Raw genomic sequence first — 14,191 nt, 5'->3', positions numbered from 1 at the left:
GGCCCGTTCCTCCAATCTCACGAACTCAAGGGGGGACGCGGGCTCCAGGGCCCTGCGCCGTACGGAAGGACGGTGGTCCGCCTACGGGGCGGACGGCGGCTCGGCGTCGGGCAGGGCGCCCGGTCCGGCCGTACGGCTGCCGGACCGGCGGCCGCGGTGGAAGGCGCCGAAGCGCGATCCCGCGTCGCGCGCCGGGGCGCGCTCGGCCGTCCGCGTGCCGTCCGGCGCGGAGGCGTCGGGCGCGGACCGGCGCTGCTCGCGCTCGCGTTCCGCCTCCGCCATGGTCCGGCCGGGCGTCCGCACGGGCAGGCCGTTCGACGTGGCACTTCGCGCACGCTCGTGCGCGGTCTGCTCGGGCGTCTCCGCCCGCGCCGTCCGCGCCACCGGCGCCGCCGCGGTCCCGGCCGCGGCGGGAGGGCCGGGCAGCTCGGCCACCGCGGGACCGGGGACGGGCGCGGCGGAGACGGCGGGCCGGCGCGGAGTCTCCTGCGACACGGGACCGCGCTGCTGGGCCAGCAGCTGCGGGGGCAGCAGGACGACCACGCCGGTGCCGCCGCGCGACGACGGCCGGTAGCTGACGCCGATGCCGTACTTGACGGCCAGCCGCCCGACCACGGCCAGGCCCAGGCGCGTGCCCTGGAGGGAGGCCAGGTCCGTCATGCGCCCGGCCACCGCCTCCTCGGCGTGGCGCATCGCGGCGTCGGCCATCTTCAGGCCGCTGTCCTCGATGGTGACGACGATGCCGGCGCTGCGTTCCTCGACGTAGACGTGGACCTCGTCGATGGGCGGCGAGAAGTTGGCGGCGTTGTCCATCAGTTCGGCGAGCAGGTGCATGACGCCCTCGGCGGCGAAGCCGGAGACGGCGGCGTTCGTGGCGCAGTGCAGCCGCACCCGCTGGTAGGCGGCGATCCGGCCGACGGCGCCCCGCAGGATGCTCTCCATCACGATCGGCTTGTTCCACGCGCGGCTGGACCGGCCGCCCATGAGCAGTGCCAGCCGGTCCGTCATCAGGCCCAGCTGCGAGGTGCTGTGGTCCAGCTTCAGCAGGTCGCCGAAGACCTCCTCGCCGTGCCGCTCCTGCATCTCCCGCAGGTCGGCGAGCATGCTGACCGCCTTGGCCTGCACGCGGCTGAGGGCCTTGGCCGAGGCGGCCTGCGCGGCGGCGGCGCGCCGTTCACTGCGGGCCAGTTCCCGCACGAACGATTCAGCAGGAACGCGCAGCAGGGGGATGTCCGGCCACTCCAGCTCGGTGAGCACGGTGTCGGCGGAACTGCCCTCCCGCAGTCGCGACACGGCGGTGGGCAGGGTCTCGTGGGTGAGCCGTTCCAACTGGCCCACGGCCCGTTCGATCTCGTCCCGCGCCCGCTGCCGTTCGGCGTCCAGTGCCGCGGCGTGCTGGACGGCCTCCTCCATCAGGCGGGTGAAGGTGTCCAGGACCTGGCGCAGCGGGGGATCGGAGGGCGGCGCCACGCCCGCGAGGGTGTCACCGGCGCTCGCGCCGTCCCGCAGCCGCTTCGCCGCGGCGGGCAGGGTGACGTTCACCAGGTGCGCGGCTTCCGCCGACTGCTGCGCCATCTGCGCCTTGAGCCGGGCCAGTTCGGACTCCCGGGCGGCGACGGAGCGCCCGGCCCGCCGTATCAGCAGGGCGCCGACGGCGATGCAGAGCCAGGCGGCCAGGGCGCAGGCCAGGGTCCAGGCGCGGGCTGCGGCGGGTGCCGCCGCGACCGCGGCCCCGGCTGCCGCGGCGCTCACCGCCACCACGATCACAGGCAGGGCCGACGAGGCAGGACGCGTCTTCGCCGACCGGTGCTGACTGGGCGGTGGGGGCACTGACATTCGCGGTCCCTCGGTCCTTGGGAACAGGAGAAGCGGCCGGCCGACGGAGGACGGCCGGAGGCCGGAGGAGGGCCACCAAGGGGATGGTGATCTTCCGGGCCGGGTACTGGCACATGCTAGCCATCCCGAGGGGCGACGTGATCGAACAGGGCGCGCAGTCTGCGCGGTACCCGATTTCGTCGCGAACGTGTCGCTGCAACTGGCGCATGTGTTAAGGGAGATGGCAAGTGGTCGGCACCGGTGATGTGTGGATATCCCGCCGACCGGACCATGCGGCGGATCACCGGTCGGCTGCCGAGTATCCCCCAGGGGCGTGTCCGCCACACATGAGAGTACGTTTTCCGGCCAACTGTCGTATCGCGGGTGCCGGGGTGACGCGGCCCGGGGGCGGCGCGGACGCGGGATCCCCGGCGGCACGATGCGGCGGCCGGGCTCGGGGTATCGCCGAGATACGGGTCAAAGGGGCAATGAGTTGATCTTGAAGTCCTGAGCGCGCCCCGATCCCGTCACCCGTTCGGCTCGGTGTCGTTGGTCGTGATGTTGTTGTCGTCTGGGGCCGGGGCGGGATTGTGACCTCGATCGAGCGGACCGCGTACCCGCGGTTCAAGCGGTTGATCACCGCGCACGAGCTGCATCTGTTCTTCTCGCCGACTCGCGATGAGCTTCAGTGGGCGGCCGATGCCACGGATGGTGACGAGCATCTGCTGGCCCTGCTGCTGATGCTGAAGTCGTACCAGCGCATGGGCTGCTTCCCCGCTCTGGAGGACGTCCCGGAGCAGGTGGTGGAGTTCGTACGGCGCCAGGTGGAGCTGCCGGAGGGCACGCTGCCGCTGTACCGGGCGGAGCGCACGGCCAAGCACCACCGGGGTCTGGTCCGCAAGAGGGTCGGCGTGAAGTACGACCAGGGCGAGGCCCGGCGGATTGTCGAGCGGTCGATCCGCAAGGAGGCCACGGCGAAGAACCGGCCCGCGGATTTCATCAACATCGCGCTGAAGAAGGTCGTGGAGGCCGGGCTGGAACTGCCCGGGTTCTCCACCTTCGACAAGATGGCCTCGAAGATCCGCACCGAGGTGAACGCCTCGATCCGCGAGGGCATCCACGACCGCATGAGCCCCGTTCAGCGGGCCGTGCTGGAGCTGTTGGAGGAACGCGACTCGGACGGCACGACGCTGTTCAACCGGTTGAAGAAGCCCGCCAAGGGGCCGACCTGGTCGCACTTCAAGAACCTGGCCAAGCGCTTGGACTGGCTGGACGAGCTCGGCGACACCTCGGTGTGGATGGAGTCGGTGGCCACGGGGAAGATCACCGACTTTGCCGGGGAGGCGGACGCGGCGGACGCCTCGGAACTGCGGGACTACGCCCCCATCAAGCAGATCGCGCTGATCGCGTGCCTGGCGCACAAGGCGAGGATGCGGGTCCGCGACGACCTGGCGACGATGTCCACCAAGCGCGTGGCCACGAAGATCAAGAGGGCCAAGGAGGAGCTGGAGGCGATCCGGCTTGCCGAGCGGGAGATCGTTGAGGCCCTGATCGGGAACTACCGCACGGTGCTCAAGAACATCGACGACGGTGGCCCCGCCCATCAGGCGGTTCGGAAGGCCGCGGCCATGACCGCCGAGGTCCGTGAAGCCCTGGAAGGCCTGGACGACGAGGCGCCGGTGGACGAGGTCGCCCAGCGGCTGGGCGGCAAGGTCTCCCCGGCGGTCCTGGCGATGGCCAAGGCCCTGCTGGTGCAGGCCGGCGGGCTCGGCGCCGTCACCAAGGCGGTCGAGGATCTCGGCGGGTTCGACCAGCAGTACGAGCAGATCGGGAAGGTCTCCGCCCATCGCGGCAACTTCTGGGAGGTGCTGCTGTACGGGCAGATCGGCCGGGACCGCGCGGTGATGTTCGACCTGGTCGAGAAGCTGGAGTTTACCGAGACGTCCGAGGACCGGCGGGTCCTGGACGCGCTCGCGCACGCGATGCGGCACCAGGGTGCCCGTGGCGAGTACATCACCGCCTTCGACGAGGAGGGCAAGGAGGTGGACATCTCCTTCGCCACGCAGAACTGGCGCAAGGCCGTTCTCGACAAGACCCGTACGGGGCAGTTCGTGCGCAAGCACTTCGAGGCGATGGTCTTCACCGCGCCCGCCGAGGAAGTGCGCACCGGCGACGTCGCGGTGGTCGGCTCGGAGGAGTACGCGGACTGGTCCAAGCAACTGCTGGACTGGGAGGTCGTCAAGGAGAAGCTGGGCACCTACCTCGACAACCTGCTCGCCGAGACCTCCGTCCGGTACGGCAAGCCGGGCGGGATCGCCTATCACCACATCTCCGACACCTACGTCGCGCTGTTCACGCATTTCATCCCGTGCGGGGTGTGGGAGGCCGTCTACATCATCGAGGGCCTGCTGAAGAACTCCTCCGAGGTCAAGCCGACCACCGTGCACGCGGACACCCAGGGCCAGTCCCAGCCGGTGTTCGCGCTCGCGCACCTGCTGGGCTTCGACCTCATGCCCAGAGTCAGGAACTGGAAGGGCCTGACCTTCTACCGGCCCAGCAAGACCACCGAGTACGTGCATATCGACGCGCTGTTCGGCGAGAGCGGCAAGAACGTCATCGACTGGGACCTGATCGAGTCCCAGTTCAAGCACCTGATGAAGGTCGCGGTCTCCGTACGGGAGGGGGCGATCTCCTCGTCCACACTGCTCAAGCGGCTGCGCTCGGGCTCCAAGAAGAACGCCACCCACGCCGCCTTCCGCGAAGTCGGCCGCGTGATCCGCACCGTCCAGCTGCTGCGCTACCTCTGTGATCCGGCGCTTCGCCGGCGGGTCACCGCGGCGACGAACAAGACCGAAGCGTTCAACGGCTTCTCGCAGTGGATCGGCTTTGGCAACCGCGGCGTCATCGCGGACAACGACCTCGTCGAGCAGGAGAAGGCGATGAAGTTCAACGCGCTGCTCACGAACGCGGTGATCTTTCACAACGCCCTGGACATCGCCGAGATCGTGCGGCAGCTACTGGAAGAGGGCTGGACGATCGAGCCGGAGGACCTGGCCCGCATCTCGCCGTACCTGACCGAGCACATCAACCGGTTCGGCGAGTACTCCACCCACGAACTCGGCATCCAACCCGAGGCGTACGACCTCGAGCTGGACGTCGACTTCACCCCGCTGCACGACCAGGACCTGGCCGCCGCCGGCTTCACCGCGGCCGCCTGACCCCTCGGTCTGGGGTTACGCCTGCTGGACGGGGCGCTTGGGCAGCGTGCGGGCGAACGCGTCCCCGGCCTGCCGCTGGGTGAGCGCCGCCAGGTGCGTGCTGACCGTGGCGCCCCCCCGCAACCGGGCGCGGGTGGCGTACACGGTCTCGGCGACGGTCTGTTCGTCGTGGTGGGGGGAAGCGGGCGGTGAGGTGCTCGATGACGCGGTCGAGGGAGTGCTCGCTGTCCATGACGGGCTCGCTCTTGGATATCGGCATCCGATTTCGACTCACGATATCCGGGCCCGAGGCCGTAGCGGGGGCATGAGGCGAAGTCCGGTGGCGGCGTAGGATCGGATGCCGATATCGGTTTCGTCACTGCCGGAGGTGGCCAGGGTGCGGGAGTTCCAGCGGGGCGCGGTGCGGCTGCACATCCTGCATCACGCAGCTGAGGAGGAGATCCACGGCGCGTGGATGACCGAGGAACTGGCCTCCCACGGCTACCAGATCAGCCCCGGCACCCTGTACCCGACGCTGCACCGGCTGGAGGCGGACGGCCTGCTGACCTCGGAGCAGCGGGTGGTCGACGGCCGTACCCGGCGCATCTACAGGGCGACCGAGGCCGGAAAGAAGGCCCTGGCCGAGGACCGGCAGGCGCTGAAGGAGCTCGCCCGCGAGGTCCTGGGCGACGAAGCCCCGTAAGTCCGGCGGGTCAGCGGGCCGCCGTGCCGGCCGCCGCGGCCGGGGCGTGGGCGGTGTGGGCCGGGCGGGCGGCGAGCGAGAGGGCGCCTGCGCCGACGAGCAGCAGGAAGAGGCTGCCGCACAGCTGGGCGAGGTCGGTACGGGATTCGTGGGCGAAGTCCCACCAGCCGGACTTGCCCGCGAACAGCGGGGCGTAGCCCCACAGGATCGGCAGCTTGGTGATCAGCAGGGCGCCGAGCATGTTCACGATCATGGGCAGCGCGGCGAGCCGGGTGAGCAGCCCGGCCAGGATCAGCAGGCCGCAGGCGATCTCGAAGAAGCCGTCGAGGGGTGCGAAGAAGCCGGGGGCGGGGATGCCGGCCTTGTCGAACCGGCCGGTGCCCTGCGCGTCGGGGCGGAGGAACTTCAGGATGCCCTCGGAGAGGAAGACGGCGCCGACGTAGAGGCGGATGAGGACCGTGGCCGCGGGCACGCTGGTGGCGGTCAGCTTCGCCTGCCAGGTGCTGAGCTGCGTCATGAGGGTGCCCCTCTCCCATCGCAAGGCGTATCGGGTCTCGATGTCGTCCCGCGAGGCAGAGGGGCACCAGCGGTATTCCGGCCAGTCGACGAGGGTGAGTCGTCCTAGGAACTGCGCGTGGGCATCATGCGGCGCACCCCGTAGGCGGCGGCGCCGAGGGCCAGGACCGCAGCGCCCCAGATCACCGAGGACGCCGGGAGAGCGAAAGCCAGGGCGAGGCAGCCGGCCAGCCCGACGGCCGGGATGACCCGCGCCGGGCGGCCCTCGTCCGGGGAGAGGGTCCAAGCGGAGGCGTTGGCGACGGCGTAGTACGCCAGCACGCCGAAGGAGGAGAACCCGATCGCCCCGCGCACATCGGCCGTCGCCGCGACCACGGCCACCACCACGCCGACGACGAGCTCGGCGCGGTGCGGCACCTTGAACTTCGGGTGGACGGCGGCCAGGGCGTGCGGCAGGTGCCGGTCGCGGGCCATGGCCAGCGTGGTGCGGGAGACGCCGAGGATCAGGGCCAGCAGCGAACCGAGCGCGGCCACGGCGGCACCGACGCGCACGACCGGCACCAGCCAGTCGGCGCCCGCGGCCCTGGCCGCGTCCGACAGCGGCGCGGCCGCCTCCGCCAGCCCTTTGGGGCCGAGGACGGTCAGGACGGCGACGGCGACGAGGGTGTAGACGACCAGGGTGATGCCCAGCGCGATCGGGATGGCCCGGGGGATGGTGCGGGCGGGGTCGCGGACCTCCTCACCCAGGGTCGCGATGCGCGCGTACCCGGCGAAGGCGAAGAACAGCAAGCCCGCCGCCTGGAGCACCCCGCCGAAGGTCGTGTCGTCCCCGACGTCGAGCCGGGCCGTGTCCGTGGCCGAGGAGGTGAGCGCGGCGACCACCACGGCGGCGAGCACCGCCAGGGCCACGGCCACGATGACCCGGGTCAGCAGGGCGGACTTCTGCACACCGGTGCAGTTGATCGCGGTCAGCGCCACCACCGCCGCGACCGCGACCGCATGGGCCTGACCCGGCCACACGTACGAGCCGACGGTGAGCGCCATCGCCGCGCAGGAGGCGGTCTTGCCGACCACGAACGCCCAGCCCGCCAGGTAGCCCCAGAACTCGCCGAGGCGTTCACGGCCGTAGACGTAGGTGCCGCCCGACGCGGGGTAGCGGGCCGCGAGCCGGGCGGAGGACGTGGCGTTGCAGTAGGCGACCACCGCGGCGAGTGCCAGGCCGATCAGCAGCCCGGAGCCGGCCGACCGTGCGGCCGGGGCGAGCGCGGCGAAGATCCCCGCGCCGATCATCGACCCCAGACCGATCACCACGGCATCCGGAACCCCGAGCCGGCGGCTCAGCTCATCCGGCATCCCGGCGGCGATCGATGGCTTGCTCATGGCCCACTCCCTCGGCGGCACAGCCGCAGACGTTACGCACTCCGATATCGGGAGACGATACGTGAGCCCTCATCCGGCCGCCGGCCCGCACCTTGGGCCCATGGATGCACGCTTCGTGTTCGCAGAAATGAGTAGTCCTGAGAGACCGGAGACCCCCGCCGGACCGTGTCCGGTTTGCCCCTGATCTTCGTTCTCACAACCTCTCGCAAAAAAGCTTTCGCACAAAGCCCCTCGCGACAGGTTCTGCGACATGCCAGCCCTCGCCGAACCGGCCGCCGCCGTCGAACAGTTCGACTGCCCCACCTGTGACGTGCCCGCCGGAAGCACCTGCCGCACCCGCGGCGGCAAAGTCGCCCCGAAGTACCACACCCCGCGCTTCATGCTCGTCCCCCAGCTCCGCGCCGAGCTGGAGGTGAAGACCCCCGCCGACCGCGGCCCCGGCCGCGTGTGGGAGAGGGGCCCGGCGATCGACGCCGCAGCGCCCGAGGCCACCACGAAGCCCACGAGGGTGGGGTACGCCCGGTGCAGCACCGCCCAGCAAGAACTTCAGAGCCAGCTCGACGCCCTGGCGGAAGCCGGATGCGACCCGGTCTTCTCCGAGAAGATCAGCACCCGGATCAAGGTCCGGCCCGAGTTCACCAAGGCGATGGACTTCGCCCGCACCATCAAGAAGGCCGTCCCCCACCAACGGGTCATCTTCACCGTGCACGAGATGAAACGCCTGGGTCGCGGCGCCGCCGAACTCCTGGCCATCGCCGAGGACCTGCGCCACCACGACATCCAGCTCGAACTCCTCACCGGCCCCCTCCAAGGGGTCTATGACCCGTCCGGGCACGGCGCCGCCCTGTTCGCGTTCTTCGCGGGCATGGCGGAGTCCGAGCGCGAGTACATCCGGGAGAAGTCCCTCGAAGGCCGGGCGTCCGCCCGCGAGCGCGGCCGTCACGGCGGACGCCCCAAGGTCGTCGACGACGACATGGCCGCATACGCCCGCAGCCTGCGGGCCAACGGTGTCCCCGTCCCCGGGATCGCCCGCAAGCTCGTCATCACCTCGGGCAAGAACCAGGGCAAGCGCCCCTCGGTCGCCACCGTCTACCGCATCCTCGCCGAGGATGAAGCGGAGAGCTGAACAGCCATCAGGGCTTCGAAATCAACTCATTGCCCCTTTGACCCGTATCTCGGCGATACCCCGGCTCGGCCCGGCACCCGGTCTCCGGGACGCGAAACGCGGCAGGGCCCGCGCCGGGAAAGGCGCGGGCCCTGCCGCTGGGCGGACCTCATGCGGTCCGCCCTCGGTGAATCGCCGGATCAGGCCGGGACGATGTTCTCCGCCTGCGGGCCCTTCTGGCCCTGCGTGACGTCGAAGGAGACCCGCTGGCCCTCCTGCAGCTCACGGAAGCCGGAGGTGGCGATGTTGGAGTAGTGGGCGAAGACGTCGGCGCCGCCGCCGTCCTGCTGGATGAAGCCGAAGCCCTTTTCCGAGTTGAACCACTTGACGATTCCGGTGGCCATGTTCTCTCCTCTGCGGGGAAGTGATCGAAGTTCCGCACCTCGCGAAACCCGGCCGCAACAATGTCCCCATCCGGAGGGCTCCGGAAAACAAAAATGCGCCTGATGGTCACATACCGTCAGGCGCACAAAGTTCATGGGTACCAAAACTGCAACTTCAGTAACCATAGCGCGGACGTGGCCGGATGGCAAGAGGGCCGTTCGGGGCGTGCTCCCGGCACGCGGGGCGCCGGCGTCCCGCGGGTCCCGCCTTCGCCTTCGTCCCTCCTCGGCCCGGGCCCTCGTGCCATTACGATCAGACAAAAGCATCATGTAGGGACATGTCTCAGAAGGGACTTCCGGCCTCCGGAGCGATCGATGTTCCGCAAGCGTCCGACGGACGACGGTGACGAGCTGCTGGCCAGACTCGGGTCGCTGACCGCCCAGGCGCGCCGGGTGGCGGAGCACCAGCGGTCCCGGGTCGAACTGGCCATCGCCCTCCAGCGCGGCATGCTCCCCGCGGACATGCCCGCCGTTCCCGGGATCCACCTGGCCGTGCGGTACTCGCCCGCCTACTCGGGGCTGAACGTGGGCGGCGACTGGTACGACGCCTTCACCCTGCCCGACGGCCGCATCGGGCTCTCCGTCGGGGACGTCCAGGGCCACACCATAGACGCGGCGGCGTTCATGGGGCAGGTCCGCGTCGGGCTGCGGGCGCTGGCCTCCGTCACGAGCGAGCCGGGCGACCTGCTGGCCCGCACCAACGACCTGCTGCTGTCGCTGGGCGCCGACCTCTTCGCCACCTGCACGTTCATGCGGCTCGATCCGTCCACCGGAGCGCTGGAGAGCGCGCGGGCCGGGCACATCCCCTGCGTGTGGGCGACCGCCGACGGCAGGTCCGGCGTCGCCGAGGACGAGGGAGGGCCGCCCCTCGGCGTCCTGGAGGGAGCGGAGTACCCGGTGACCCGGTACCGGCTCACCACGGGCGGCGTCTTCGTCCTGCTCACCGACGGAGTGGTGGAGGGTCCGTCGATGAACGTCGACGAGGGGCTCGACCGGGTCGTGCGGCTGGCGGGCATCGCGGCGGTCGCGGGGATGGAGGCGAAGTCGCTGGCCGCGGCCGTGATCAGGAACGCCGAACGCGTCGGGCACGAGGACGACGCCGCCGTGCTGGTGGTGGGACACGACGGGCGAAACGTTCAGCCATAGGGCGGGACACGTCCCTCCCCGTCTCGCCGACCCGCCGGCGCCGGTGTCTGATGGCTGCTGTGGCGGGTATCCGAGCGTGGCCCCGGCCGGTCGTCCGCGCCGTGCAGACCCTGGCCGTCGCGGGCTGCTACTACGTGGCGGGGCGGATCGGGCTGGTGTGGCAGCTCGACGTGGAGGAGGCGGTCGTCACCCCGATCTGGCCGCCCACCGGCGTCGCGGTGGCCTGCCTGCTGCTCTTCGGGATGCGGTGCGTGCCCGGCATCACGCTCGGCGCCCTCCTGGTGATCATGTCCATCGCCCCCGTGCGGCCCGCCGTGGTCGCCACCCTCTTCGGGAACACCCTCGCGCCCGTGTGCGCCTTCCTCATGCTGCGCAGAGCGGGCTTCCGCACCGACCTCGGCCGACTGCGCGACGGCTTCGCCCTGGTCTTCCTGGGCGCGCTGACCGGCATGCTGATCAGCGCGACCATCGGGGTCGGCTCCCTGGTCCTGACGGACAAGCTGGCCGCGCACGGGTTCTGGCCCGTCTGGCTGGCCTGGTGGGTCGGCGACGCCACGGGAGTCCTCGTCCTCACCCCGCTGCTGCTCCTGCTGCGCCGGGCACGCCTGCCCTCCCGCGGCACGCGATGGGCGCAGGCCGCGGCACTCGCCCTCCTCGCCTGCGTCCTGGTGCCCCTGGCCACGCACAGCTCCGTCAGCCTGTTGTTCCTGGTGTACCCGCTGCTGGTCTGGGCGGCACTGAGCTTCCGGCTGGCGGGCAGCATGCTGTGCGCCCTGGCCGCCTCCGTCATGGCCACCGTCGCCGCCACGGACCGGGTCGGCTCGTTCGCGCGGCTGACCGACGTCGAGGTCATGGTGAAGCTGCAGGGCTTCAACGGGACGATGGCCCTCACCGCCCTCCTGCTGTCGGCCGTGATCACCGAGCAGCGCAACACCAGACGCTCGGTGGAGCGGGCCTGCCAGGAGCTGGTCGAAGCACTGGAGCACATGACCGCGGCCGAGCCACCCCCCGAGCGGTTCTGACGGGCCGCGCCGGCAGCCGCCGGACGGCTCCCGGCGGGGACGCCGCACCCCGGCCGGCCGGGCCGTTCACTTCGGGGGAGCGGGACGGAGCGCGAGGACCGCGATGTCGTCGGCGCTGTCGGCGCCGAGCCCGATGAGGAGCTCGTCGCAGAAGGTGTCCAGGGGTGCGCGGGCCAGGGCGGCGGTGTGCCTGCGGAGCCGGGCGAAGGCGTCGTCGAGGGACTCGTCGCGGCGCTCGACGAGGCCGTCGGTGTACAGGAGCAGCGTCGATCCGGCGGGCAGGCGGTCCCGGGCGGTGCGCCGGGGCATCTCGGGATCCATGCCGAGGAGCAGACCCGCGCCTTCCTCCAGGTACCGGGTCTCCCCCTCGCGGGTGGTCAGCAGCGGGGGCAGATGGCCGGCGGACGAGTGCGCCAGCTCCCACGAGCCGTCGGCACAGCGGTGGGCGAGCCCGTAGATGCAGGTGGCGGTCGCCTCCCGGTACAGGCTGTGGTTGGCCAGGTCCAGACGGCGCAGCACCATGTCGGGTGGTTCCCGGCGGTCGACCGCGATGCCGCGCAGCATGCTGCGCAGCTGGCTCATGGCGATGGCCGCGTCGAGGTTGTGGCCGGTGACGTCACCGATGACCACCGCGGTGTCCCCGCCGGGGACGACGAAGCAGTCGTACCAGTCACCGCCCACCTGCGCGGTGGTGGAGGAGGAGGCGTACCGGGCGGCGAGCCGCAGGCCGTCGACATCGGGCAGCGCGGGCAGCAGCGAGCGCTGGAGGCGTTCGGCGATGTTGCGGGTCGCCTGGTACAGGCGCGTGTTGTCGATGCCCAGGGCGATGCCGCGGACGACGTCCTCGATCAGGGGCAGGTCCTCTTCTGTGAACGGCCGCCTCCGCCGGGCGCGGGCCAGGGTCAGCGCTCCGAGGATCTCGTGGCGGGCCCGCAGGGGAGTGACCACGGCGCTGCCCGCGTCGAGCTGCCGCAACAGCGCCAGGTAGTGGGCGTCCAGCGCGTTCCCGCTGCGGTGCGCCGGCGGGGCCCCGGTGAGCAGCAGCGGCCCCGCGCCGCGCAGCGCACGGGCCAGTGGTCCGCGGGCGGTCCCCGAGACCGGCGGCAGCGGGCCTTCGCGCGCCGCCGGGCGCGCCCCGCCGGGATCGCGTGAGACGAAACAGATCCGCTCGGCCCGGGAGGGGCTCGTGAACAGGTCCACCGCGCACCAGTCCGCCAGCCGCCGGGTGAGCAGCCGTGCGGCGTGCCGCAGGCCCGTGTCGAGATCCAGGGTGCTGCTCAGTGCGGCTCCCGCGTTCGCCAGCAGGGAGAGCCGTTCCACGGGCGACATCTCCGGCTCCGCGCCATCCGTCCCCGCGGGGTGCTCCGGCGGCACCGGCGCGTACGTCTCCTCGGACTGCCGCGGTGCCGTCCGGCCGGCGCCGCCCGGTGCGGCCGACGGTCCGGCGGAGGCGGCGGCCCGGGGAATGAGCTGTGCGACGAAGACTGTGCGGCCCTCGGCCGTTTCCTGGGTCTGGAGGACCAGGCGAACGGGGACGACGTGGCCGTCCCGGTGCAGTGCCGGCAGCGGCACGGACCGGCCCACGATGCGGGGCCGGCCGGTGAGCAGCAGCGAGGAGAAGGCCGCCGCGTGCCGCTGCCGCAGGTGCTCGGGGACGAGGACGGTGACCCTGTGCCCGACGAGATCCGCCGGGTCCCAGCCGAGCAGGTCCGTCACCGGTCCGTTCGCCGCGATGATCCGGTTGTCCTCGTCGGCGGCGACGGTCGGCACCCGGCCGGCCCCCACGTGGCCGGTGTCCCACGGCACCAGTTCCGGAGGGCTCAGGCCCGGTTCCCGGGGTACCACCGTCCAGGCGGTCGGCTGGGCGCCGGCGAGCTGGCCGCCGATCTGGTCGAACAGCCACTCCTGGAACAGGAGACAGCGCGGCAGGGCGGGCAGGGTGAGCAGGCGCTCCTCCCGGGCGGCCTCCTCGCCCAGGCCGAGCACGTCGCGCAGGGTGCGCACCGCCGGCACCGCGTCGGCCGGGACCCGCAGCACCAGCGAGCGGGTCCCCGCGTCGGCCGGCTGTCGGTCCAGGGCGGCGGCCACCCAGGTGCTGATCGCGTTGTTGGCGTCGTGGGCCGCGGCGAGGTCCTCCGGGCGCACGCCGACGCCTTTCCCGGCGGCCGCGGCGAGTACGAGTTCGCGCATCAGGGCGTGGCGGTGCTGCCGGGACGCCGTGTACAGGGCGCTCGGCACATCGGCCAGGATCACGGTCCGGTCCGAGGGGCCGGACGCCTCGCCGGGCCGCCGGCCGGACGGCGGGGGCGGTGGTGGCGGTGGCCCGCCGGACGAGAGTTCGCACCACACCGTCTTGCGCCGCGCGCCGGTGTCGACGCCGTGGCGGGACGCCAGGTGCGCGACCAGGGCCAGCCCCTGCCCGGTGCCCGCGTACGGGGGACAGCGCTGGGGCACCGGGGCGAGGTCCGGCCGCCGGTCGCCGACAGCCACCCGGACCGTGCCGTCGAGGACGCGGACCGTCACGTCGATCTCGGTGCGCGCGTGCAGTACGGCGTTGGTGACCAACTCGCCGGCCAGGAGTTCGGCCGTGTCGGCCAGTTCCGGGGGGACGGCGGGCAGCGCGGCCCGCACAAACCGCCGTGCCGACGCGGCGCTCTGCGGGGCGAGGGGAAACCGACGCGTCACTGCCCTCGGCGGATCGGGGTCGCCCATGGCACCAGTGTGCTGGTCCGGCCCTCCGGCGGCACGTCGGTTCCGCGTGTGGCCGGGGGACGGGCCTCCCGGGTGGGCCGGCCGGTCGCCCGGCGCCGCCGGCTGGTTCACCCGGCCGCGTGCCCCGGGGCGGCCGTGCGGGCCGGACCGCG

General features: G+C 72.0%; 11 protein-coding genes. 5 read left to right on the top strand and 6 right to left on the bottom strand.

The genetic code is table 11. The annotated features are described in order from the left end of the window. Positions 1 to 81: 81 nt before the first annotated feature. Positions 82 to 1,836 carry an ATP-binding protein gene (locus ACSU6Z_RS01055; protein ID WP_437041932.1) on the bottom strand — a complete coding sequence of 585 codons (1,755 nt, stop codon included), beginning with the start codon at positions 1,834 to 1,836 and terminating at the stop codon, positions 82 to 84. 569 nt (positions 1,837 to 2,405) lie between these two features. Here ACSU6Z_RS01055 and ACSU6Z_RS01050 point away from each other — a divergent pair. Then, positions 2,406 to 5,033 (top strand): Tn3 family transposase, encoded by a 2,628-nt coding sequence (locus ACSU6Z_RS01050; protein WP_437041930.1) that lies wholly within the window; start codon positions 2,406 to 2,408, stop codon positions 5,031 to 5,033. A 15-nt stretch (positions 5,034 to 5,048) separates the two neighbouring features. On the opposite strand, the gene ACSU6Z_RS01045 is transcribed toward ACSU6Z_RS01050, so the two are convergent. Further along, positions 5,049 to 5,177, bottom strand: coding sequence for a hypothetical protein (locus ACSU6Z_RS01045; protein ID WP_437041928.1), 129 nt, complete (start codon positions 5,175 to 5,177; stop codon positions 5,049 to 5,051). A 193-nt stretch (positions 5,178 to 5,370) separates the two neighbouring features. Between ACSU6Z_RS01045 and ACSU6Z_RS01040 the strand changes: the two genes are divergently transcribed. Further along, a complete protein-coding gene (locus tag ACSU6Z_RS01040; protein WP_437041926.1) occupies positions 5,371 to 5,715 on the top strand; it encodes a PadR family transcriptional regulator in 345 nt (114 codons plus the stop codon). Between the two features lie 10 nt (positions 5,716 to 5,725). Here the strand turns inward: ACSU6Z_RS01040 and ACSU6Z_RS01035 are convergent, their stop codons facing one another. Both ACSU6Z_RS01035 and ACSU6Z_RS01030 read right to left on the bottom strand, forming a co-directional pair. After that, positions 5,726 to 6,232, bottom strand: coding sequence for a DoxX family protein (locus ACSU6Z_RS01035; protein WP_437041924.1), 507 nt, complete (start codon positions 6,230 to 6,232; stop codon positions 5,726 to 5,728). A gap of 104 nt (positions 6,233 to 6,336) precedes the next feature. After that, positions 6,337 to 7,611 carry an APC family permease gene (locus tag ACSU6Z_RS01030; RefSeq protein ID WP_437041922.1) on the bottom strand — a complete coding sequence of 425 codons (1,275 nt, stop codon included), beginning with the start codon at positions 7,609 to 7,611 and terminating at the stop codon, positions 6,337 to 6,339. 250 nt (positions 7,612 to 7,861) lie between these two features. Between ACSU6Z_RS01030 and ACSU6Z_RS01025 the strand changes: the two genes are divergently transcribed. Further along, positions 7,862 to 8,737, top strand: coding sequence for a recombinase family protein (locus tag ACSU6Z_RS01025; protein WP_437041920.1), 876 nt, complete (start codon positions 7,862 to 7,864; stop codon positions 8,735 to 8,737). A 179-nt stretch (positions 8,738 to 8,916) separates the two neighbouring features. On the opposite strand, the gene ACSU6Z_RS01020 is transcribed toward ACSU6Z_RS01025, so the two are convergent. Further along, positions 8,917 to 9,120, bottom strand: a complete 204-nt coding sequence (locus tag ACSU6Z_RS01020; RefSeq protein ID WP_437022291.1) for a cold-shock protein — start codon at positions 9,118 to 9,120, stop codon at positions 8,917 to 8,919. Positions 9,121 to 9,474: 354 nt separating this feature from the next. Here ACSU6Z_RS01020 and ACSU6Z_RS01015 point away from each other — a divergent pair, with 354 nt between their 5' ends. Both ACSU6Z_RS01015 and ACSU6Z_RS01010 read left to right on the top strand, forming a co-directional pair. Continuing rightward, a complete protein-coding gene (locus ACSU6Z_RS01015; protein ID WP_437041918.1) occupies positions 9,475 to 10,305 on the top strand; it encodes a PP2C family protein-serine/threonine phosphatase in 831 nt (276 codons plus the stop codon). A 50-nt stretch (positions 10,306 to 10,355) separates the two neighbouring features. Continuing rightward, on the top strand, positions 10,356 to 11,327 hold the full coding sequence (locus ACSU6Z_RS01010) for an MASE1 domain-containing protein (protein ID WP_437041916.1): 972 nt from the start codon (positions 10,356 to 10,358) through the stop codon (positions 11,325 to 11,327). Between the two features lie 66 nt (positions 11,328 to 11,393). On the opposite strand, the gene ACSU6Z_RS01005 is transcribed toward ACSU6Z_RS01010, so the two are convergent. Continuing rightward, positions 11,394 to 14,039, bottom strand: coding sequence for a SpoIIE family protein phosphatase (locus ACSU6Z_RS01005; RefSeq protein ID WP_437041914.1), 2,646 nt, complete (start codon positions 14,037 to 14,039; stop codon positions 11,394 to 11,396). Positions 14,040 to 14,191 lie beyond the last annotated feature (152 nt).

Source organism: Streptomyces sp. enrichment culture (genome assembly GCF_964273145.1).
Lineage (GTDB): Bacteria > Actinomycetota > Actinomycetes > Streptomycetales > Streptomycetaceae > Streptomyces.
This window is presented reverse-complemented; position numbering and strand designations above follow the sequence as displayed.

What these genes read in the sequence shown, in the direction of transcription:
- ACSU6Z_RS01055 (WP_437041932.1), bottom strand. Translation starts at nt 1,836, where the DNA reads ATGTCAGTGCCCCCACCGCCCAGTCAGCACCGGTCGGCGAAGACGCGT.
- ACSU6Z_RS01040 (WP_437041926.1), top strand. Translation starts at nt 5,371, where the DNA reads ATGCCGATATCGGTTTCGTCACTGCCGGAGGTGGCCAGGGTGCGGGAG.
- ACSU6Z_RS01035 (WP_437041924.1), bottom strand. Translation starts at nt 6,232, where the DNA reads ATGACGCAGCTCAGCACCTGGCAGGCGAAGCTGACCGCCACCAGCGTG.
- ACSU6Z_RS01030 (WP_437041922.1), bottom strand. Translation starts at nt 7,611, where the DNA reads ATGAGCAAGCCATCGATCGCCGCCGGGATGCCGGATGAGCTGAGCCGC.
- ACSU6Z_RS01025 (WP_437041920.1), top strand. Translation starts at nt 7,862, where the DNA reads ATGCCAGCCCTCGCCGAACCGGCCGCCGCCGTCGAACAGTTCGACTGC.
- ACSU6Z_RS01020 (WP_437022291.1), bottom strand. Translation starts at nt 9,120, where the DNA reads ATGGCCACCGGAATCGTCAAGTGGTTCAACTCGGAAAAGGGCTTCGGC.
- ACSU6Z_RS01015 (WP_437041918.1), top strand. Translation starts at nt 9,475, where the DNA reads ATGTTCCGCAAGCGTCCGACGGACGACGGTGACGAGCTGCTGGCCAGA.
- ACSU6Z_RS01010 (WP_437041916.1), top strand. Translation starts at nt 10,356, where the DNA reads ATGGCTGCTGTGGCGGGTATCCGAGCGTGGCCCCGGCCGGTCGTCCGC.
- ACSU6Z_RS01005 (WP_437041914.1), bottom strand. Translation starts at nt 14,039, where the DNA reads ATGGGCGACCCCGATCCGCCGAGGGCAGTGACGCGTCGGTTTCCCCTC.